Source organism: Anaerococcus nagyae (assembly GCF_040364225.1).
Classification (GTDB): domain Bacteria; phylum Bacillota; class Clostridia; order Tissierellales; family Peptoniphilaceae; genus Anaerococcus; species Anaerococcus nagyae.
The window spans coordinates 599,714-620,719 of the sequence record NZ_AP031484.1 but is presented as its reverse complement, the minus strand read 5'-3'; the positions used below and the strand labels follow the sequence as shown (position 1 = coordinate 620,719).

Sequence of the window (21,006 nt, the reverse complement as noted above, 5' to 3'; positions counted from 1 at the left end):
GGTGTTACTTGCAATTGATATAGATAATAAATTTACTAAATTTGGAATATTTAATTTTGATCAAATGCTCGATAGCTTTTCAATAGTAACAGATAAAAATAGATCTATTGAAGAAACCAAACTTACGATAAAGTTAATATTATTAGATAAAAAAATAAATTTAAGCGATATTGATGATATAATAATCTCTTCAGTAGTTCCAGAGCTGTCAATTCGCTATGAAGAAATTTCCCAAAAGATTACCAATAAAAAACCGATATTAATATCTTCGGGGGTTAAGACTGGTCTTAATATAAAATGTGAGAGTCCAAAAGAGGTTGGTTCAGATAGGATTATAAGGGCTGTTGCAGCTAGTAAAACTTATGATGGTGATATTATAGTAATATCAGCTTCAAGTATTACTACAGTTGATTATATTAATTCAAAAAAAGAGTTCTTGGGAGGATTAATCTTACCAGGTATAGATTTATTTGAAGATTCACTTCACAGACAAAGTGCAAAATTACCTCAAGTGGAGATAAAAAAGTCTGATAAATTTTTAGGAAATAATACTATTAGCTCAATCCAAAGCGGTATATATTATGGATATCAAAATGCGGTTTTGGGAATTGTCAATAATATTGTAGATCAATATGAATTAAAAAAATCTAACACCGTAATATTGACCACTGGTGTACATTCCGATTTATTAATTAATAGTAAGTTTGATATAAAAAAAGATACAACTTTAGGACTTAATGGTCTAAAATACATTTATGAATTAAATAAAAATAATTTGAAATAGCGAAAAAGCTGCTTGGTATACAAATAACTAAAAATTAGTAAATCGTATCCCTAGCAGCTTTTTTATCCTTCAATTTCTTTTATCTTTGTAATTGTAAATTTTGTAATAGGATAAAAAACTATCTCATAAAGCGTTTCTAGAACCGTCATTGATAAGGACATGCTAACTATTTGTCCATATGGCATAGTTCCAGCAAAAGCAAGAGTTGTAAAAATTATATTATCTGCAAATTGTCCTACAATTGTAGAAGTTATAGCTCTGAAAAATAAACTATTATCGTTACTTTTTCTGAGATTATCCATGATCTTAGAATTTAAAGTACCGCCTACAAGATATGCGGTTAAGCTTGCTACAAAAAGCCTAGGCATATTGCCAAGTATAACTTCAAATGACGATTGTATAGTAGGTCCACTTGCATTTGGAAGTAAAATAGCAAGCTGGCCTGCTAAGGCTACTATGAGGTTTAAAACAAAGCCTAATATTATCATTACTTTAGCAGACTTGTATCCTTTTGTTTCTGTTTCAACATCCTGGGCTATGAAACTTATCGGTTCAAAAATATAACCAGTTGGGGCTTGCATATATCCAATTCTAAAAGTCTTAGTTGCAAAAATATTTTTCATCACTATAGAAACTGAATAAAAACTCCATAGATAAAGTCTATATTTTAAAGACTTGTCTATAGTATTATCTTTATTTTTTTCCATAAACTTATCTATTATCCACCTTTTCTGGATATAGGTCATGGTTTGCTAGTCTATTAAAGGCTATTTCTTCCCACTTAGTACCTTTTTTCCCATAGTTACAATATGGGTCTATAGAAATACCCCCTCTTGGAGTAAACTTACCCCATACTTCTATGTATTTTGGGGCCATTAATTTTATCAAATCTTTCATAATTATATTCATACAATCTTCGTGGAAATCTCCGTGATTTCTAAAACTAAATAAATATAATTTTAAAGACTTGCTCTCAACCATTTTTTCACTTGGTACATATGATATGTATATAGTTGCAAAATCTGGTTGGCCTGTTATAGGACATAGTGAAGTAAACTCAGGACAGTTGAATTTTACAAAGTAATCATTATCAGGATGCTTATTATCAAATACTTCAAGTACTTCTGGAGCATAGTCATCTGGGTATTTATTATCTTGATTACCCAAAAGAGTTATATCTTTCATATCATCTTCTTTTCTCATAATTCCTCCTTAAAAATCGCATTAAAAAAGAGATGCTTTAACATCTCTAGGAAAAACTATAAATGGACATACCTATCCTTTTAGATTCCCTAGTTTTGTTTATAGACAGGATGGTTTCGAACTGTCTAGCTGATATTATATAAAAACTATTGAAGTTTTGCAAGAGAAAAATTATAAATCATATTTGATCATACATTACATTGATAAGTTCATCAAAGCTAGTAGTACCATCAAAAACTTTTTTTAATCCATTATAAAACATGGATTCAAAGTTATTTTTCTTAGCATACTCACTCACACTAACTAAATCTATCTTATCGTTTCTAATCATATCTCTAAATTCATCTGTAAGCGTAAATACTTCTTCAACTGCTTCTCTATTCCTATATCCTTCATTACACTTATCACAGCCATTTGCCCTATAAACTACTTGATTTCTATCAACGTCCATATATTTACTAGCTATCGCATATTCCACATCTGTCATATGATAACTTTTTTTGCAATCGCAAAGTTTTCTAACCAATCTTTGACTAGCTACTGTGTTTATAGCTGATGATAAAAGATAATCTTCTATTCCTAAATCCTTTAACCTAATTATTGAAGATAGAGCATTATTAGTATGTAGTGTTGTAAGGACCAAGTGGCCTGTAATAGCTGCTCTTATAGCTATCTGTGCTGTTTCATAATCTCTTATTTCTCCAACCAATATTATATCAGGGTCTTGTCTTAATATAGATCTTAACGCTTTAGAAAAAGTAAAATCTATTTTTTCATTTACATTAATTTGATTTATGCCTTCAATATTGTATTCTACAGGGTCCTCTATCGTTATTATATTTTCATATTCATTTTTTAAGCTATCTAAAAGTGAATAAAGACTTGTAGACTTACCCTATTGTGTCAAGTTATTGCTTATAATTATATCACATTATTTATAGACAATTTCTATGTTTTTTGAGGCGTCTACTATAATCTCTTTTATGTTATCTTCAACGATTTCATTAGTTAATTTTAAGTCTATATTACACATAGTAATATTTTCTAATTTATCTTTAGTTTCAGACTCCTCTTTTAAACTACTTAATTGTTCATTTATATTATTCTTAATTTCTAGAAATTCTTCTCGTGTAAGTTTAGAATCTAAATATAACTCGTAGTTCTTTTGTATTTCAAATTTTAGTGCATTCACTTTTCCTTGATCTATTTTTTTACTTTTAATAGTCTTTCTTTCTTCTAATTTTACACCTCTTCTTTTTAAACTCTCCAACACATAACTTTCGACTGTCTTTGAACTAATGGAATTTGACTTTGAATTTAAACTACATATTCTACATCTAAATCTACAGTCATATTTTTTTCCATTTTTACCAACAACTGCTCTGTAATCAAACTTCATTTTATGCCCACATACACCACATATTACTTTTGACCTAAGAGGGCTATCCACATCTCTTGCATCATTATGAGCCGGAAACGATCTTTGATTTAATATATTTTGAACTTTATTAAATTCCTCTTTGGAAATAATTGGTTCAAAAGCATTTTGTATTCTACCCCATTCTTCTTTAGGTCTTGGTATACTTTTTCTTATTGGAGTTTTGTACGTTTTATTATATAAAAATACTCCTGTGTAAGATTCATTTCTTAGAATTCTACTTATCTGTCCTGTGGTCCACAAAATCTTTTTATAATTTTCTAGACTTTCTCCTCTTAATACTCTCTTTCTTTCAGATCCTGTAAGATATTTTTCCTTATTAAAATTTTTAGCTATACTTCCCTGAGAATGTCCTTCTAATATCATATCAAAAGCTTTTCTTACTACTTTAGCAGATATGTCATCTTTTATGATTTTGTATTTATTTTTTGGATCTTTAACATAACCAAAAGGTGCTTCGTTAATTATCTTTCCCTTTGTCTTTAGTGAATTCAAAGTAAGCTTTATTTTTTCTGAAAGTTCTTTACTATAATAATCGTAAAGTAATGATTTAAATTGAGTGTCAATTTCAATGGTTCCGTTACAATTATCTTTACTATCAAATCCATCATTGATAGAGATAAATCTTACCCCTAAAAAGGGAAAAATATTTTCTAAATAGTTTCCTGTTTCAATATAGTCTCTTGAAAATCTAGATAAATCTTTTACAATAATACAATTGGTATTTAGATCTCTTATATCTTCCATTAATCGTTCAAAAGCAGGTCTATTTGTATTCATACCTGAATAACCGTCATCTATATATTCAATCTTATTATCTACACAAAAATCAGAAAAATTTTTATCAATATATGATAAGATTAATTGTCTTTGATTCTTTATGCTATTACTTTCCTCATTTTTTTCATAATCTTCTTTAGATAATCTCATGTAAATTCCTATTTTATACATCTTGATTTCCTCTGACTTTTAAAGTGTGAAAGTAAAGTATACGTCTAATTTTTTATCTTTATGAACAATAATCTTATCAATTAAGCTCCTATAATATCCAGATTGCTCCCTGTCAAGTTGATATAAGTTCTTTGAAAACTCAATTCCTTTTAAATACTTATTCTTTAATTTGGTTAGTTGAGTATCAACTATTCGTCTTTCTCTTTCAATTGTGTTCTTTTGATTATTTTTAACTTCTCTGATTTTTTTATAGTAATCAATTTTAACTTGTCCTTGACAATATTTTTCATATGTTTTTAATATTTCATATTCAAGATCTTTTATTTTCTTGTCCATAGATTCTAAGGACTTCATCTTATTTTGCTTTAAACTTTCATATTTTGATTTAAGAGTTTCTTCAACCCATTCAAAGCTAATGTTTTCTTCCATTAATTTTTTTATTTCTTCATTTAATATGCTTTTTAACTGTATCTCTGAGATAACCACATGGTTATTACTCCTATCCTCTTCTAGATTTCTACAACCATAGTAGTAATATCTTCTGCCACAAGAAACAGAGTAGTATCTATATAACTTATTTCCACACATGCCACAAAATAGCAATCCGTAAAAGCAATCTTCTCTTCCTTCATATTTTGGTATCAAGTATTTTCCAAAACTCTTATCATATTTATCTCTTAATTGTTTTTGAACATTTTGAAATACTTTTTTGTCTATAATTGCTTCATGTCTATCTTCAACTCTTATCCATTCTTTTTCTGATCTTATTTTATTCCTACTACCATCCTCTATCATATTTGTGTATCTACCTTGGACTAAATTTCCAATATACGCTTCATTTTTTAAAATTCTTTGAATAGACCAATTTCTCCATCCAGGATTCGTTTCTTTGTCTTTATATACTTCTCCTGTTTTGTAATAAATGTTTGGCGGATTATATCTTTTTTTATTTAATTCTCTAGCTATTGTTACCATACTTGCTCCATTATTAGCTAATTCAAAGATATAAACTATTTCATCTCTTACTTTTTCATCAACTTTAAATACACTTCCACCTTCTGTTTTTACTGATATATATCCAAAAGGTGGCTTCCCACCAATATGGTAGCCTTTCTTCATTAATTCTTTTTTAGAACTTCTAACTTTTTTTGATATGTCTTTTGAATACATATCATTCATGATATTTTTAATTGTTACTTCAAAGCTTTTCTTATCATCAAGCCCATTTAAAGAATCTACTTTATCTATAACAGATATGAATCTAACTTTTAAAAATGGGAATATATTTTCTATATAGTTACCTATTTCTAAGTATTCTCTTCCAAATCTTGAAAGATCTCTTACTATAATACAATTAATTTCTTTTGACTTAATATCTTCCATCATCTCTATAAATCCTGGACGCTTAAAGTTTGTGCCTGTGAATTCATAATCTTCGTAAATTTTTACTACTTGTATATCATTTTCTTCTGCATACTTTCTTCCTATTTCTATTTGGCTATCAATAGATTCACTTTTATTCCTATACTTTTCTTTTCTATCTTGAGATAATCGTGTATATATTCCTGCTCTATATTTAGTTTCTTTTTTAGATAATAGAGCTACTTTGTTATCTTTATTTAAATATCTTTTACTAGTTCTAGCCATTTAGCTTATCCTCCTAGCTGAAGAAATGTTTTTTAAAGAATCTAGCTCCTTATCATTTGCTATCATTTTATTGAGTATTTTAAACTCTTCTGCATGATTAAATACTACTTGGATTTCTTTATTCTCTCCAATAACGATCTTATTTACCAACATAACTAATGATAATCTGTCGATTTTATTTAGTTGTTTATTTCTCTTAATTTCATTGATCCATTTTTTGTTTTCTTCTAGAAGTTTATACACATTAGATTTTATATTTTCTCTATTTTGTATTTCTTTATCAATTTCTTTAATTTTACTTTTATAAGCTTCTCTAAACCTATTAAATTCATTTTTTGTCAATATTTTATCTTCTAAATCGCTATATAGACAAGATAGTATAGCTTCGTACTTTTCTTTTTGTCTTATTAACTCACGTCCTTCATAATCAATAGCAGATAATTTTATTTCTTTATTTTTAATTTTCTTATATAGCAACTCTTGAAAAGATATATATTGAGTAAATATCTCTTTAATTACTTCTAAAAGTTCTTCTTTTTTTACAGCATGTCTAGTGCAAGAACCATTTTTGTTATAATTTGAGCATATATACTGAACTATCTTTTTGTCTCCACTTTTTATTTCTCTTCTTATTAGTGGTGATCCGCAATCTTTACAGAACATTAAACCAGCAAAAATATCTGGATTTTTATTTCTAGCTTGCCATACATCTCTATCTAATAAATTATTTGCTATATTAAATATCTCTTTTGATACAATTTTTTCATGGCAATTTTTAACTATGACCCAATCATTAGGATTTACACAAATTTCTTTTTCGCTTTTGTAGTTTAATTTAATCCTTTTTCCTTGTTCCATATAACCGATGTATACTCTATTTCTGATAATCCTATTTATAGAGTTAACTGACCACTTTCCGCCTTTAATCGGTCTAAATCCCCCATTAAAATTTAATCCTGATTTTTCCTTATAAATTAATGGAGAATCGATTCCAAGATCATTTAAATGGTATGCTATAGAATTAGAAGAATATCCTAACAATTTCATTCCAAATATTCTTTTTACTACTTCAGCAGCTTTTTCATCGATTTCTAGTTTATTCTTATTTTCTTTGCTCTTCTTATATCCATATGGAGCAAAAGCACCTATATAATCTCCTTTTTCCCTCTTAACTTTTTGAGCACTTCTTACTTTATTTGATATATCTCTACAATAGCTATCGTTTATGAAATTTTTTATTGGTAATATAAGGTGTGTATCATTCATATCTGCATTTTGGCTATCATAATTATCTGTTATGGATATAAATCGAACCTGCATATCTGGAAATATTTTTTGAATATATCGTCCTGCTCCTATATAATCTCTTCCAAATCTTGATAAATCCTTTACTATTAAAGTGTCGAATTCTTTATTTTCAAGACTTCTTATCATTTCATTAAATTGTGGACGATTATAGGTAGCTCCTGAATAACCATCATCAACAAATTCTTTTAAAATTTCTATTCCTTGCTTATTTGCATAGTTATGAATTAATTCTCTTTGATTTGATATTGAGTTGCTTTCTTCTACATCTCCATCTTCTCTTGATAATCTTAAATAAATACAAGCTTTACTTTTGCACATAAAAAAGCCCTCCTTCATTTTATTCTTTAGATACAAAATTAAATGAAGGTTAGGCTTCCACAATCAAAGTATAACGCTCCTTATTTTTTATTTCAATACTCTTTATTAAAAAATAAATAGTTTTTCTTCTATATATGATTCTACTATGTCGCTTAATGTTAGACCTGTATCTTTAAATGTAAATAGTACTTTGTAGCCATCTATGTTGTAAGTTTTATCACTTGTGTTTTCTTCTTTTTTCAAGCTTTCATTTTGTATACCTTCTTTTATTTTTTGTTCATCTAAATTTAAGTTATTCATACTTCTAAGCTCCTTAAATAAACAGTTAAGTTTTATGACTTTGGTAGGTGTCTTGGCAGACAGCATAGGAATTTCACCTCCGCCTCTTTTTAGATGAGCCGGCATCAACTTTAGAAGTATCATTATCCCCAAGTATTTCATAGCACAGAAAGCCATTTCTGATTTACAGGTACTATTTGTCGCTCTCTTTCTTTTATCCTTCAATTCTTTTTTGAGTATCCATTTAAACCTAATCTTTTAAGCAGAAAGATCTTGGCGTAGTTTGTATCGCTCCATACTTGGTTAACGTCCTATCGTGGTCTATGCAGTTGTCAAGGTTCAATTCTTTCATCTGTATAAATCGAGTGATAAAAATATCCCTCTATATATAAACCTTAATTTTTAGGCCTCTTGTTTCCATTTTTTTAGAATTTTTTTAATTTTTTCACAAAAAATAGAGAGCAAAGACTGCTCCCCGTTGATATCTTCTTATTATTCTCTTTCAATTATTTTCTTTAGTTTTTGTAATATTTTATTTCTAAGGCTGAATATTTTCTTAGGAGATACTTTTTCTTGTTTCGCTAAATCTCTAATAGTTCTCTCTTCAAAATATAGGGCAATAATTATTCTTCTCTCATATTCGTTTAATTTATCGAGTGCTTTATATAGATCTTCTAACCTTAGTTTAGTTTCTATTATTTTTTCAATATCTACTTTTTTGTCTTCTATGTTTTCTATGGAATCGTTTACTCCTCGAAAATTATAATCTATATATTTCCCATCTATTCTTTGTAGATATTCTTCATGATTTTTAAGTTTTTTATATTCTTGATATATTTCATCACTTACATATATTTTCTTTCCGTTTACATAAATATATTTTTCTTTGTCTGACATCCTTTGATCCTCCTTTTTTTACTCATTTTTCCGATTTTTGAGCATAAAAAAGGAGGATCTCGGCATTTTGACATGCGAAATCCTCTTAAACACAAGTAGATGAAAGCACTTTGACTTTCCTTATATTCAGTTTTTACTACTTTAAAAAGGGCAATAGATAGTAATTGACCCAACTTCAGAAACACTCAAAATATACTTATGGTATTTTCTTGTTGATAAAAATATCCTACCCATATACATCTCTACCTATTTCTGCTTTACTTTTGATAAAACTGGAATAGCTATAATACACCCCTTAATTATGAAATAAAATACCTCCTATCATTTATCATAAAGTTGAAAATTATAAAGAGAGATAAATCATACATAGTTATACATATCCTAGCAATATACTGACATAAATATAGTAAAAGTACATACTTAGAAAGTTCTCCTAATTAATGTTATTTTCCTGCTAATATTAGAGTAGTTTCTTATTGACAAAGACACTTTAATCATTTTAATCTTCCCCTTCTTCAATATTTTATACAAACCCCTTCGTTCACTATATCAATGATAAAAAAGAACTTATAGTTTATTCCATAAACATATCAAACAACTGAAGATTATGATACAATTTTTCCATCAACAAACTCTATAACTTTATCAGCATACTTAATAAAGTCTAGATTATGAGTAACCATCAAAATTGTAACTCCAAAATTATGAATACAATCAAGAAATATTTTCATAACATCCGCAGATGTTTTTGTATCTAAATTTCCTGTTGGCTCATCAGCCAATAGTATCGAGTTTTTAGCACATAGTGCACGTGCTATTGCTACTCTTTGCTTTTGACCTCCAGATAATTTAGATGGAAATTGATTAAGTTTTTCAGATATTCCTAACTTGCTAGCAATATCATCAACTGTCTGTTCATCCACATACATTCCCTTTAATGATGCCGTTAAAATAATATTTTCATAAACTGTAAGACTTTGAATTAAGTTAAAATCTTGGTAGATAAAACCTATTTTTTCTCGTCTAAAATTAAATTTTTCTTTTTCATCATTCAACTCATTGATATTTATATCATCAATAATAATCTCTCCATCGGTCATGTCTTCTAATAACCCTACAATATTTAAAAAAGTGGTTTTTCCACAACCAGACGGACCTATAATTAAAGTTAACTCACCAGTTTTAATGCTACATGATATACCATCAAGTGCTTTAAATTTTTCTTCGCCATTGCTATAAATCTTAGTTAAATTTTTTATCTCAATCATTTCGCATCTCCTCTAATTTATAAATGTACTCTTTCAATTATATTCTCTTTATTTTGCCTACTTATCTCATAACATGATATCACAACAACAATAGCTGATATCAAGACAATTACCAGCAATAAACTTATTAAAGAGTAGTTGTATTTTAAGAATGATAACTTTGCAAATTTATTTAAAGAAAATACAAAGATATATGATAGTGCAATACTCAGCAAAGGTACAATAAGTATAATTTTTTTTATATATCCAAAACCTTCATATAAGACACTTTTTAGAATATCATCCTTATGCATTCCATTTATTTGTAATAGTGCAAATTCTTTTTTTCTTTGTAACAAGTTAACTCTTTCTATATTTATAAAACTAGCAACCGAAATAAGGAGTAAAATAATAAGAATTCCACTTAAACTCAAGTACACACTTCTAAATGTGTCATTTAGATTATTTAACTGAACATAATAATCTCTTATTTGCAAGCTAGGATAGTCACTTAATAGTATTTCCAAATTATTTTTTATTTCATTGTGTTTGTAATTATTTTCACATAGAATAGATATAGAATAGATATAGTTTTTTTCTCTAACTAGGCTTGATATGATGTCATCTGTTATATAAATTTCTTCCCTTGAATTAGAATTATTAACAACAGCAACTACTGGTATTTCTATCTTTTTACCTTCCTTTTCAACCAGTGTTAAAACATCTCCTATGTTACAAGATATCCCCTCTTTTGACAGCTTATCTCCATTTAAAATTATACCACTATTATTCAAATCCCCTTCTATCAAATTTTTTTCCATTTCATGCTTTTTCTCACTATTTATAATTTCAAATATTTCTTTGTATGATTCTCCAGCAGAATTTTTTATTTCAGCAAATATTCTTTTGTTATAGATTATTTTCTTTACACCATTTATGCTGTTCAATCTATCAATAAAATTTTCATTAAATGGATTTTTATCCTGGAATTGATCTATTTGGTTATATTGATTATTCATTTCTGGATATATTATAAAGCTTTCATCATACTGAAATACCTGCCTTAATCTATCAGGTAAATTTATAGAATTAAATGCAGTTCCAATCATAATAAAAAATATCATTACAATACTCATACTTTTCAATATGGCCTTATATCTCTTCTTGTAAACTAAATGATTCCTCTTCGCCAATGACTTTGCATTAATGTTTAAAATTTTTTTATTAATTCTCAAATTTGATAAATCATATCCACATGAATACTTGCTATTTTCTTTTGCATAATTTGTTTTGTTACTAAATATCACCCTCAAAGCAAAAAACATAGCACTGAAAACATAGATACTGACGTAACCGAATATCATTTTTGAATATGGTATTTCAAAAAACTTAAACAATATTGTTGTTATAATAAACAAAAAAAATAATGTTATACCTGTCACTCTTATTAAATATAAAAACCTTTTTTTTATTAATTTATTAAATTGGTCAGAACTAAGACCTAATACTTTTAGCTTATAAAAATATTCCTTATCCTCTTCAATAAAAATAGTATAGATAGCAGAAATCAGAGATTTACAAAGAAAAATAATTCCCACTCCAAACATGCATAGAACCAATAATTGAGTTTTATTGCCCAATAACCCGTATAAATAATATGTGTTTACATGTATATTTTTAGTCTCAATGCCTATTTTTCCCATCTGTTTTTTTACCGCATCTATTTCCTCTTGCTTCGTACTATCTAACAAAACATATGCTTCTAAATCAACATCTCCAATATTATTTTGACTTGCAAATGTATCAGAAACTATAACTATATCATTATTTCGTTCTGAAACTAGATGATTTTTTGCAATACCAACAATTTCAAACTCTTGAGATTGCAGTTTTCCATCTCTAGCAATCCATTGAACATTTATTTTCTCTCCCAAATTTTTTTTAATATTTGTAGAGATAACTTCATCAAACTTGCTTGGAAGCTTTCCTTCCTTCAATATAATGTTATTAAGTTTCATAGCAGTCTTATCATAATATTCAATGCTAGAATTAATATTTTTTGCCATAAACAAATTGCTTCTAATCCCAACTTCTGCAATATTATCCATTTTTTTCATTTTGCTTACCATTTGTTTGGATGCATTTTCTACTTGCATATGGTAAGGAATAGAATTATTAAAGTTGTTTATATCATTTAACGGAAGAAAAATCAAAAGTGACATTAATGCAGTAAGTATAACAACTAAAGCAGTTAATATTTGCCAATTGCTTTTATAGTATTGTCTCTCTCTCTTAAAAAGAACATCAATAAAATTATGCATAAAAACCTCCTATATTTTCATAAAATCTAGGAGGTTAGTGGGAGAACTCAAAATATTTAATTATTCATATAACTATATTTCTTTTATTTTACAATCTTTTTAATTTTGCACTTCTACTCAACATCAGATGCTACTGAATTGTGCAAGAACCAACAATCATTTAAACACTTTTGCTTATGGGATGAACAATATTCATATCCTTGTACATCAAGGTTTTCTAAAACTTCCTCAACATTAACATTTTCGACTCTGTTATCATTGTTCTTAAGTTTATCATCCATCAGTATACCCTCCCTGCAACTTATGCATTCTACAAATTAAATAAAAGTTCTTCCACCTCTCCTATCAATCAGTATTATATCACAATACCATCCATTTTTCTATTTTAATTTATTTCCATATTTATTGCCAAAATTATTCTTACCTACTAGTTTATCTTTCCATATATGATGCGTATTTTAATCTCTTCAACTTCTGTATAATGTAATAAGATATAAATATTGCTGTCTATATACTGAATATCAATTCATTATGTTCCAATTTCATATATCTTATCAAAATATTTACTTTCATCATTATTGTGCGTGATAATAATGATGATTTTCTCTTTTTTTATTTCATTTATAGTTCTATAAAAATATTCTTTCCTTTTATCATCTAAAAAACTTGTTGCTTCATCACATATTATAATATTCTTGTCTCGTATTAAGATCCTTAATAAATCCAATCTTTTCTTCTGCCCACCTGATAAATTGGAATTTTCATAATTAATCTTAGTGTCTAATTTTTCGTCCATATTATTTAATTCTTGAAAAATATCAATTTTTTTACTTTCTTTAATTATTAAGTCCTTATCTATTTCACTATCAAAACATAAATTATTGTAAATGGTATCTTCAAAAAAACTAGATTCTTGTGGCAAGTATCCAAAGTCCTCTCTTACTTGAATTGGAGTTAGCATTTCTCCATCTTTACTAACAGTTATTTCCCCAGAGTTTGGTGCATACAACCCTATCAATAGCTTTATAAGAGTGGATTTTCCGCACCCACTTTTACCAATCAGTCCATAAATATTTCCCTTATTAAATTCTAAATTCAGATTGCTAATAACATTTCTGTCTTTAGAATATCCAAAAGATACATTATTTACAAGCACTTTAGAAATATTACCTTTGCTATAGACTATTTTTTGCAATTCATTTTTTTCATCATTTTGATTTAGAAATGAATTTATTCTCTCTATTGCCACCAAAGACTCCCTGTAACTTCCAATGAACTGTGGTATAAAATTCATCGGAGACATAAGCATATTTAAATAGTCTATAATTGCTATAAGTCCACCTATTGTTAATGCACCCTTCATTATATCATTAACACCAATCACCCACGCTACAAATGTAAGAAAAAATATCCAAAATCCACTAACATTTATATTGACAGAATTAATAATTTCTAATTTTATTTTTGAGCAAAACTGAGAGTTATATTTTTCGTTGAATCTTTTAATTGCAAACTTATAGCCATTATACAATTTAATTAATGGGATATTTCTATAATTATCGCTTATTACAGAAAGTGAACTATTGTTTTTTTCAAAAAAAACTTCAGCTCTCTTAGAAACCTTTTTGCCAAAATGTACACTTGTTTTCAAAAAAACCACAAAAACAAATGCGAATGCAATTAAATATTTACCACTTAGATATACAATCATGTAGGCAGTCATAGAGATTGATATCAACGAACTAATGAGTCTAATAAGCATATATCCCAAATCAGTTATCAATGTATTTACCTCTTTATCATATTTTGATAAGAAGTTACTTATATTGTTATTATCAAAATATCCGTAAGGAAGAAAAATAACTTTTTTCATTAAATCAATCCTGATATTCTTACCTATATTTTCAGAGAACAATGCAGATTCATAATCTTTAAGTATATTTAAGATTAGTTTACCTATATTCATTATTAAAATAATGCCTAAAAACATTATCGTAAAATCAATATCTTTATTTGGTAAATATACATCAATTATCTTTTTATAAAGAATGGGTATTACTAAAGCGGGGATATTTTGTGTAATAAGAATGCAAATGATAATGAATATGTTCAATTTGCTAGTTAGAGCATATTTTTTCACGAATGATAAATACTTTTTCATAATAATTATCCTATTATCTTCCTTTTTTCACTTTCTATTAAGTTCCTTAACTTGTTTAAATTGAATATATAATCTTTAGTGTTGTCATAGTAAAATAAATTAAATTTAATCAATATTTTCTTGATTGTGCATTTAGGATCATAGTTAATTTTCCCCGCAGAATTTTCTCCTGCACATACTCCTACACAAAAATACTTATATTCACAATCTGTGCAATAATCTATTCTTTCAACATCTAACACATTTAAAATATCTCTACAATTCAATAGCCTTTTCAAATCTTCTCTAATAACTGTCTTTTCTGTTTCTAGAATATGTCCAAATTTAAATTCAGGCTCTCTTAAATTAGGGCATATTGTTAAATAACCGTCATGCAATATAGTAAGTGTTTTTCCGTTAGCACCACAACTTTTTCCTACTTTTAAATCAAAAATGAGATCTGAAATTATTTCTGGTTCATTAAGTTTATTTTTAACAATGAAATCAATTATAACTAAGTACATATCTAATATTTTTACTTCTGCTATTTTATTATTGACTTCTAAACTGTACAAACCTATTTCCGATGCAATTCTAAACGAAACTTTTGCATTGTATCTTAATCCAAATTTTAAAACTCTCTCTATATCATTTTCCTTATTAATGTCGAAAACATAAGAAAAATACAACTTAACCTTTGAGTTTGAAATATCAAGCAATAAATCATCATCCACCACAAAACCATCATTCAATAAATGTTCTACGCTTATTTCAATTCCTGATATATGCTGTTCTATATCTTTCCAAATTTTATGACTTAACAGTAGCCCATTAGTTTGTAGCAATATAAATACATTCGGCAATTTACATCTAATTTCTCTAACTATATCAACTAAATCATTTCTAGTTAATGGCTCTCCACCACTTATAACTATTTTTTTAGGATTAAGATATTTAAGTTTATCCACTACTCTATCTCTAAAATCTTCCACCTTAAGGTTATCGTAAGTATTAATATTTTTCCCTGATGCCATAGAACAAAATGAACAGTTCATATTACATAGTCTTGTTACAATATAGTAAATGCTTTTTATGTCAATATCTTGGTGCAAACTTGTTTCTCGTGCGAATAAAGAATTATTTTGGATAAGTTTTTCTCTAAAATCAAAATCTTGTTCAATCCGACTTTTTAATGCAAAGAATTCCGTAGCAGTAATTTTTGCCCATTTTAAATTCTTTTTATTAATTAGAACTATATTATCTTTTTCTTTGATTAAATGTATATGTTCCATTGAAGAAATCATTTTTTCCCCTTTCTCTTACTTCTTAGATATTTATTTTATATCGTTTGCTCAAATTATAGTAAAATTTTTCTAACTTGCACAAGAATTTACATGGAATATTAATGTCATTATTTTCCAATATATTCCCCATCGCACAACCTTTAACTGAACAGTAATCATAAATTTTGCAATTTTGACATATGTCATTTTTTACTTCATCAAAATTGTACAGAAATAATATCTTATTTTCATCTATTCCTGAATAGACATCACCTAAGCAAACATTCTTATTCAAATTAGTTGGACAACAAAATATTGTACCATTAGTTCTTATATATATACTTATAATCCCCGCTCCACAAGTATAACATTTACATACTTTTTTCGATTTTGATGCTATATTTCCTATATCAGTAAAATAAAAACTTTTACTTGTTAAGCATTCAATTAAAAGCCTCTCTATTCCTGATTCAATAATCATAATTTCATTTTCATTCCAATCAGCAGTATAATCTATAGCTACATCAATAAATTTAAACCCTAAAACTTTTACCAAGTGAATAGCTGAATCAAAATAGTTCTCATAATTATTCTTAGTAATAACATTAGTAACTTGAATCCTTTTTTTGGTCAACTTTTCATATTCTTTAAAATATATCATACTGTCCATAATTCTATTATATACACTCTCTTTTGAATTTATAAAAATTCTATTTTTATCATTAGTAGCTTTGTTTCCATCAATACTTAATTTTATATCAAAGTTATACTTCACAAGAAAATCTATTATCTGTCTACTCATAATAGTCCCATTCGTGGTAATTGAAAATAATAATTTGAAATTGTATTTATAATTTATATTTACGATATTATTAACCAATCTCTCTATAAACAAAAAACTTAATAAGGGTTCTCCCCCTATAAAATCAAACTGAATTTCATTAAACTTCAATTTCTTTGCTCTATTGAAGCTCATATCTATTGACCTTTCTGCTATATCATAACTCATAAATGTATTATTTTATCACCTAAATAGCAGTATTTACATTTTAGGTTACACACTTGATTAACTTCTAATGTGACTGAAAAATTCATATTCTATCTCCCAATATTTTACCCGCATCTTCTGAAAAATTTACCCCTAAACTTTTTCCTATGTTAATGTATTCTTCTAATTTTGAGTTTTTATTTTTATTTAATTTTTTTATTATATCATAAATTAATTCATAAATTATCTTTTGTATGCTACAAACCGAACCACTCGGAAAGTTTAATTTGCCTGTGCCAACAAAATTTCCAAAACCACACTTTTTAGCATTACAAAAATATGCTATTTTACATTTTGCACATTTTTCTATATATGGATTGTCTTTATTATTTAAAATCAAACTTTTATTTAATGAGTCGATAAATGATTTCTTATTTATACCATTATCAACAGTTCCGATTTTCCATAAATCCATATTTGACACAAAAGAACATGGATATATATTGCCAGAACTATTTATTATAAAATGTGATTTTGTCCCTGCATTACAATATATAGCTTTTCTTTTTTCTAAAAATGAGCCTATTTTATTATCAAACAAGTAAAAGTTTTTTTCTTCTTTATCAAAAATATTGTTAATATAGTATTCCGAAAAATCATTCAGCTGACTCCTGAACTCTCTAAGTTCCCATTCACTCCATACATGAAAATTATCAATACCTAAATTGACTTTTTTTACACCCATATTAAAAAAATATCTTATATTTTCATGAAGCCATTCAACATTATTTCCTGTTACAGTCATCCTAACTATGAAATCCACATCTTCATAAATCATAATATTGATATACTCCATAATTTTTTTATAATAACTTTCACCATTTTTGCTTAATCTATTCTTATTATGTGTTTCTTCATTTCCATCTATGCTTATTGAAAGTAAAAAATTATTATTTTTAAAGAACACAATATCATCTTCACTCATTAAAGATGCATTCGTTGTGATTTTAAAAATAATATTATTTTTAAAACTGGAATAATATTTATTAATATAATCAACTGAATAATGAAGTACCTTTTTATTTAGTAAAGGCTCGCCTCCCAAAAAAGTTATAATCACTGGTTCGTTTTTGTCTGCAACTGAAAATATATAATCTATACTTTTTTTAGCAGCACACTCATTCATAAAACTTTTATGTTTTCTGTTCGATTCATAGCAATAACTACAAGAGAAATTGCACTCATCGGTTAAATATATTGCACATTCCATTTTCTTTTCCTCCATTCACTTCATGATAATAATTATATAGAATAAGATATATATCTAACACCTCTGCTACAAATGTAATTAAATTCCCAAATTTGAAAAACCGGAAATATTGTTACTACACGTTTTAATTCTTTGTGATCCATAATCAGTCTCTTTAAATTGTCAATTACGCCATCAGATGTATAACCTATATACAATTGACTAATATGTACATCCCTATTAATATTATGAACATCTTCTCCATCTAGGACAACAACATCTTTCCCAATACTTCTAAAAAATTCTAATATAACCACATCATCATTAAATTTTAAATCGCCAAAAAAATAAATTTTCTTTTCAATGAAAAAATGCTCAATACCACTATCTCGATACATAAAAAAATTATTTTTATGTATACTACAATTTGCCTTTAAATTTTCCATATAGGTATTGATACCACAATTATTTTTTTCTTTACACAAAATCAAATATGAAAGAAATATCGGACTAATATAGCTATTACCACGCAAAAATTTCTTGTTTTTTATATCTGCTACTAAGTAACCATTCATTTCAATGTTTTTATTCATCACATTGACCTTAATTCCATATTCTTCGCCTGTGAAAATTCCAATTACATTTTCGAATTTTGCGGGATATGATTCTTGTCCAAAACTATTACTAGATGCCGCTACTATATAACATCCATTCTCATAAGCCGATTCAAAAATTTCCCGTAATCTATCCATTTTATTTTTCTCTTCCCCGCTATATCCTAGACTGATATTTATATATTTTATATTTTTTGTTATACAAAATAATATTGCTTTGTATAGATCTATCATTTTCCCTTTATTTGCATCATCTAAAATTTTTATAGATACCAATTCAATATTTTTATTTGATAATTTACTTGATAGTATATTAGCTACATTTGTGCCATGCTGATTTGAACACTTTATTCGTTTAGATTGAATAAATTTCCCATCACAAATAACATATTCTATCACTCTCCATCCCTTTTGCAAAAAAGACTGATCAACCCCAGAATCAATAATAGCTATTTTCATAATATATGCCACCTCCCCTTCAATCATTAAAACATACAAAATTTTCTTCTAAAAATATTTATTATATCACATTTTCTTCCATCTGGAATTCCGGATAATTGTAGACCAACTAAGGAAAGTCAATAGTTATTTTTAAAAAATTGTTAAAATATTTTTCAGTCACAAAACTTAAAAATGTACATAGCAAACAAGTCTCATATACTTTCATTTTTTGAGGCAACACTATTAATAATTTATGCGACTAACTTACTTTTTTCTCGAATTAGTTTTTGATGTTCTTCGGGTGTTCTTAATTCAAATGATTTTTGGCTTCTGAGAACAGCAAAAATAATTTGAACCATCTTTCACATAATTGCACACATTACAACTTTGTATGGTTTTTCAGCTATTTTCTTTTCAAAATAAGCTCGCATAACAGGATTTAAATACTCTCTGTTGCGATTTGGATACACATTAGATTTTGCCAGCATATGGAGAATTGAGCGAACATGAGGTGATCCTCTTTTGAATATTTTATTGTTTTTCCTATTGTATGTTCCGCTTTGGGATACTCCTGGATCCAATCCAAAGAAGGCAACTAATTCTTTTGGTTTCGAGAAATTGGATATATCTCCAAACTCTGATAAAACGACACATGCTGTATACTCTCCAACGCCTGGAATACTTTGTAAAAGCACTATTTCTTTATGAAACTTTTCATCTAAAAGAGATAGTCTTTTGATTTCATCATCGATTGCTTTCAAAGCTTCCTGTAAACTGAAAATAACCTTTACAGTTGTTTGAATAAGTACTGCTGAACTAAGGTTTACTATACAAACTTCAATAGACTTTTTAGCAGCTTTCAATAGTTTTTCATATTTTGCTTTGGCATAGGAGTTGCTTTTATGTGAATTTTCTTTTATCAGTTGAATAATACTTTGCTTATTTTCAGGAGATAATACTTCCTGTATAGTAGGATATTTTTCAAGCAAAGACAAAGGTGTTTTCCCTTGCAAATCCGTAAATGCTTTCTTGAAATCTGGAAAGGAAATATCTAAAAAAGCGATTAATCGGTTGATGCGTTCCACAATTTCATCCGTCAATTCTTTATGCTGTCTGCAAAGCTTTTTGATACTGTTAACGGATCTGAGTGTGTAATTGTTTCGTTGTAATTCTTAATACGATATAGTAACGCTATATTATATGCATCTGTTTTATCTGATTTAATTTTTCGGATATTGATATTTTTCAATGCTCCACTTTGAATCGGATTAATTACAATGACTTCATAATTATGCTTACGGAAAAAATTAGCTAAAATTTGATGATAGTGTGCAGTAGCTTCCATGATAATCACTGCTTTATCTTCATACTCATCTTCTACCTTTTCAAGTACATAGATGAGCGACTTCATACCAGTAATATCATTAGAAATTTTAAGTCTTTTGATGATTTCATTATTAGGTGATAGAATACAGATATCACTGAAAACCTTACTCACATCAATTCCTACAACAATTTTTTCTGACATAATACACCTCCTATAATTTGGGATGCCCTGTTAATCCAAAACCACAACAGGCTCACGAGTTATACAGGTAATCAATAAATGAACCTAACCAACCGAAAAGATGAAAGGCAATGGAATGAGGGTGGAGTCTATAAAATGAGTAATTCCTAAATTGGAAACCCAGCAAGCACATAAAACAATCCCATTTCATCCCTAATATCTATAATTTTATCATAGATGATTAGGTTTATTTTTAAGAACTATGCTTAAAGCTGTTCTTATATTATTAGTATATGAGCAAGCACATAAAACAATCCCATTTCATCCCTAATATCTATAATTTTATCATAGATGATTAGGTTTATTTTTAAGAACTATGCTTAAAGCTGTT

General features: G+C 27.4%; 18 protein-coding genes and 1 pseudogene. 1 reads left to right on the top strand and 18 read right to left on the bottom strand.

What is annotated here, in order from left to right; all coding sequences use genetic code 11:
* The first annotated feature begins 1 nt into the window (after position 1).
* The gene (locus tag ABXG81_RS02845; protein WP_117520648.1) at positions 2-784 is read left to right on the top strand and encodes a type III pantothenate kinase; all 783 of its coding nucleotides are present in this window, start codon (positions 2-4) and stop codon (positions 782-784) included.
* A gap of 62 nt (positions 785-846) precedes the next feature.
* Here the strand turns inward: ABXG81_RS02845 and ABXG81_RS02840 are convergent, their stop codons facing one another.
* From ABXG81_RS02840 to ABXG81_RS02755, 18 genes and pseudogenes are all read right to left on the bottom strand, one after another.
* Positions 847-1,491, bottom strand: a complete 645-nt coding sequence (locus tag ABXG81_RS02840; protein WP_353529074.1) for a queuosine precursor transporter — start codon at positions 1,489-1,491, stop codon at positions 847-849.
* Between the two features lie 4 nt (positions 1,492-1,495).
* Entirely contained in the window at positions 1,496-1,987 is a 492-nt protein-coding gene (gene queF, locus ABXG81_RS02835) for a preQ(1) synthase (protein ID WP_117520645.1), read from the bottom strand.
* Positions 1,988-2,165: 178 nt separating this feature from the next.
* A pseudogene (locus ABXG81_RS02830) lies at positions 2,166-2,870 on the bottom strand (ATPase, T2SS/T4P/T4SS family); the annotation flags it as partial.
* Positions 2,871-2,918: 48 nt separating this feature from the next.
* Positions 2,919-4,376, bottom strand: a complete 1,458-nt coding sequence (locus ABXG81_RS02825) for a recombinase family protein (protein ID WP_353529073.1) — start codon at positions 4,374-4,376, stop codon at positions 2,919-2,921.
* A gap of 18 nt (positions 4,377-4,394) precedes the next feature.
* A complete protein-coding gene (locus ABXG81_RS02820) occupies positions 4,395-6,023 on the bottom strand; it encodes a recombinase family protein (RefSeq protein ID WP_022620683.1) in 1,629 nt (542 codons plus the stop codon).
* Positions 6,024-7,649, bottom strand: coding sequence for a recombinase family protein (locus ABXG81_RS02815; RefSeq protein ID WP_316709076.1), 1,626 nt, complete (start codon positions 7,647-7,649; stop codon positions 6,024-6,026).
* A 105-nt stretch (positions 7,650-7,754) separates the two neighbouring features.
* The gene (locus ABXG81_RS02810) at positions 7,755-7,949 is read right to left on the bottom strand and encodes a hypothetical protein (RefSeq protein ID WP_353529072.1); all 195 of its coding nucleotides are present in this window, start codon (positions 7,947-7,949) and stop codon (positions 7,755-7,757) included.
* 471 nt (positions 7,950-8,420) lie between these two features.
* Positions 8,421-8,825 (bottom strand): sigma factor-like helix-turn-helix DNA-binding protein, encoded by a 405-nt coding sequence (locus ABXG81_RS02805; RefSeq protein WP_353529071.1) that lies wholly within the window; start codon positions 8,823-8,825, stop codon positions 8,421-8,423.
* A 605-nt stretch (positions 8,826-9,430) separates the two neighbouring features.
* On the bottom strand, positions 9,431-10,093 hold the full coding sequence (locus tag ABXG81_RS02800) for an ABC transporter ATP-binding protein (RefSeq protein WP_353529070.1): 663 nt from the start codon (positions 10,091-10,093) through the stop codon (positions 9,431-9,433).
* 17 nt (positions 10,094-10,110) lie between these two features.
* Positions 10,111-12,393 carry an FtsX-like permease family protein gene (locus ABXG81_RS02795; protein ID WP_353529069.1) on the bottom strand — a complete coding sequence of 761 codons (2,283 nt, stop codon included), beginning with the start codon at positions 12,391-12,393 and terminating at the stop codon, positions 10,111-10,113.
* Between the two features lie 113 nt (positions 12,394-12,506).
* Positions 12,507-12,674, bottom strand: a complete 168-nt coding sequence (locus ABXG81_RS02790; RefSeq protein WP_353529068.1) for a hypothetical protein — start codon at positions 12,672-12,674, stop codon at positions 12,507-12,509.
* A 248-nt stretch (positions 12,675-12,922) separates the two neighbouring features.
* The gene (locus ABXG81_RS02785; RefSeq protein WP_353529067.1) at positions 12,923-14,554 is read right to left on the bottom strand and encodes an ABC transporter ATP-binding protein; all 1,632 of its coding nucleotides are present in this window, start codon (positions 14,552-14,554) and stop codon (positions 12,923-12,925) included.
* 5 nt (positions 14,555-14,559) lie between these two features.
* Positions 14,560-15,837, bottom strand: coding sequence for a radical SAM protein (locus ABXG81_RS02780; RefSeq protein WP_353529066.1), 1,278 nt, complete (start codon positions 15,835-15,837; stop codon positions 14,560-14,562).
* 22 nt (positions 15,838-15,859) lie between these two features.
* Positions 15,860-16,618, bottom strand: coding sequence for a hypothetical protein (locus ABXG81_RS02775; RefSeq protein WP_353529065.1), 759 nt, complete (start codon positions 16,616-16,618; stop codon positions 15,860-15,862).
* Positions 16,619-16,907: 289 nt separating this feature from the next.
* Positions 16,908-18,089 (bottom strand): radical SAM protein, encoded by a 1,182-nt coding sequence (locus tag ABXG81_RS02770; RefSeq protein ID WP_353529064.1) that lies wholly within the window; start codon positions 18,087-18,089, stop codon positions 16,908-16,910.
* Positions 18,090-18,106: 17 nt separating this feature from the next.
* Positions 18,107-19,126: a S8 family serine peptidase gene (locus ABXG81_RS02765; RefSeq protein ID WP_353529063.1), complete on the bottom strand. Its 1,020-nt coding sequence runs from the start codon at positions 19,124-19,126 to the stop codon at positions 18,107-18,109.
* 344 nt (positions 19,127-19,470) lie between these two features.
* Positions 19,471-20,208, bottom strand: coding sequence for a transposase (locus ABXG81_RS02760; protein WP_353529062.1), 738 nt, complete (start codon positions 20,206-20,208; stop codon positions 19,471-19,473).
* A complete protein-coding gene (locus ABXG81_RS02755; protein ID WP_353529061.1) occupies positions 20,205-20,636 on the bottom strand; it encodes a transposase in 432 nt (143 codons plus the stop codon). The genes ABXG81_RS02760 and ABXG81_RS02755 overlap by 4 nt, the downstream gene beginning before the upstream one ends.
* Positions 20,637-21,006: the final 370 nt, after the last annotated feature.

Coding starts and splice junctions, on each gene's coding strand:
- ABXG81_RS02840 (WP_353529074.1), bottom strand. CDS start 1,491: ATGGAAAAAAATAAAGATAATACTATAGACAAGTCTTTAAAATATAGA.
- queF (WP_117520645.1), bottom strand. CDS start 1,987: ATGAGAAAAGAAGATGATATGAAAGATATAACTCTTTTGGGTAATCAA.
- ABXG81_RS02825 (WP_353529073.1), bottom strand. CDS start 4,376: ATGTATAAAATAGGAATTTACATGAGATTATCTAAAGAAGATTATGAA.
- ABXG81_RS02820 (WP_022620683.1), bottom strand. CDS start 6,023: ATGGCTAGAACTAGTAAAAGATATTTAAATAAAGATAACAAAGTAGCT.
- ABXG81_RS02815 (WP_316709076.1), bottom strand. CDS start 7,649: ATGTGCAAAAGTAAAGCTTGTATTTATTTAAGATTATCAAGAGAAGAT.
- ABXG81_RS02810 (WP_353529072.1), bottom strand. CDS start 7,949: ATGAATAACTTAAATTTAGATGAACAAAAAATAAAAGAAGGTATACAA.
- ABXG81_RS02805 (WP_353529071.1), bottom strand. CDS start 8,825: ATGTCAGACAAAGAAAAATATATTTATGTAAACGGAAAGAAAATATAT.
- ABXG81_RS02800 (WP_353529070.1), bottom strand. CDS start 10,093: ATGATTGAGATAAAAAATTTAACTAAGATTTATAGCAATGGCGAAGAA.
- ABXG81_RS02795 (WP_353529069.1), bottom strand. CDS start 12,393: ATGCATAATTTTATTGATGTTCTTTTTAAGAGAGAGAGACAATACTAT.
- ABXG81_RS02790 (WP_353529068.1), bottom strand. CDS start 12,674: ATGGATGATAAACTTAAGAACAATGATAACAGAGTCGAAAATGTTAAT.
- ABXG81_RS02785 (WP_353529067.1), bottom strand. CDS start 14,554: ATGAAAAAGTATTTATCATTCGTGAAAAAATATGCTCTAACTAGCAAA.
- ABXG81_RS02780 (WP_353529066.1), bottom strand. CDS start 15,837: ATGATTTCTTCAATGGAACATATACATTTAATCAAAGAAAAAGATAAT.
- ABXG81_RS02775 (WP_353529065.1), bottom strand. CDS start 16,618: ATGAGTAGACAGATAATAGATTTTCTTGTGAAGTATAACTTTGATATA.
- ABXG81_RS02770 (WP_353529064.1), bottom strand. CDS start 18,089: ATGGAGGAAAAGAAAATGGAATGTGCAATATATTTAACCGATGAGTGC.
- ABXG81_RS02765 (WP_353529063.1), bottom strand. CDS start 19,126: ATGAAAATAGCTATTATTGATTCTGGGGTTGATCAGTCTTTTTTGCAA.
- ABXG81_RS02755 (WP_353529061.1), bottom strand. CDS start 20,636: ATGTCAGAAAAAATTGTTGTAGGAATTGATGTGAGTAAGGTTTTCAGT.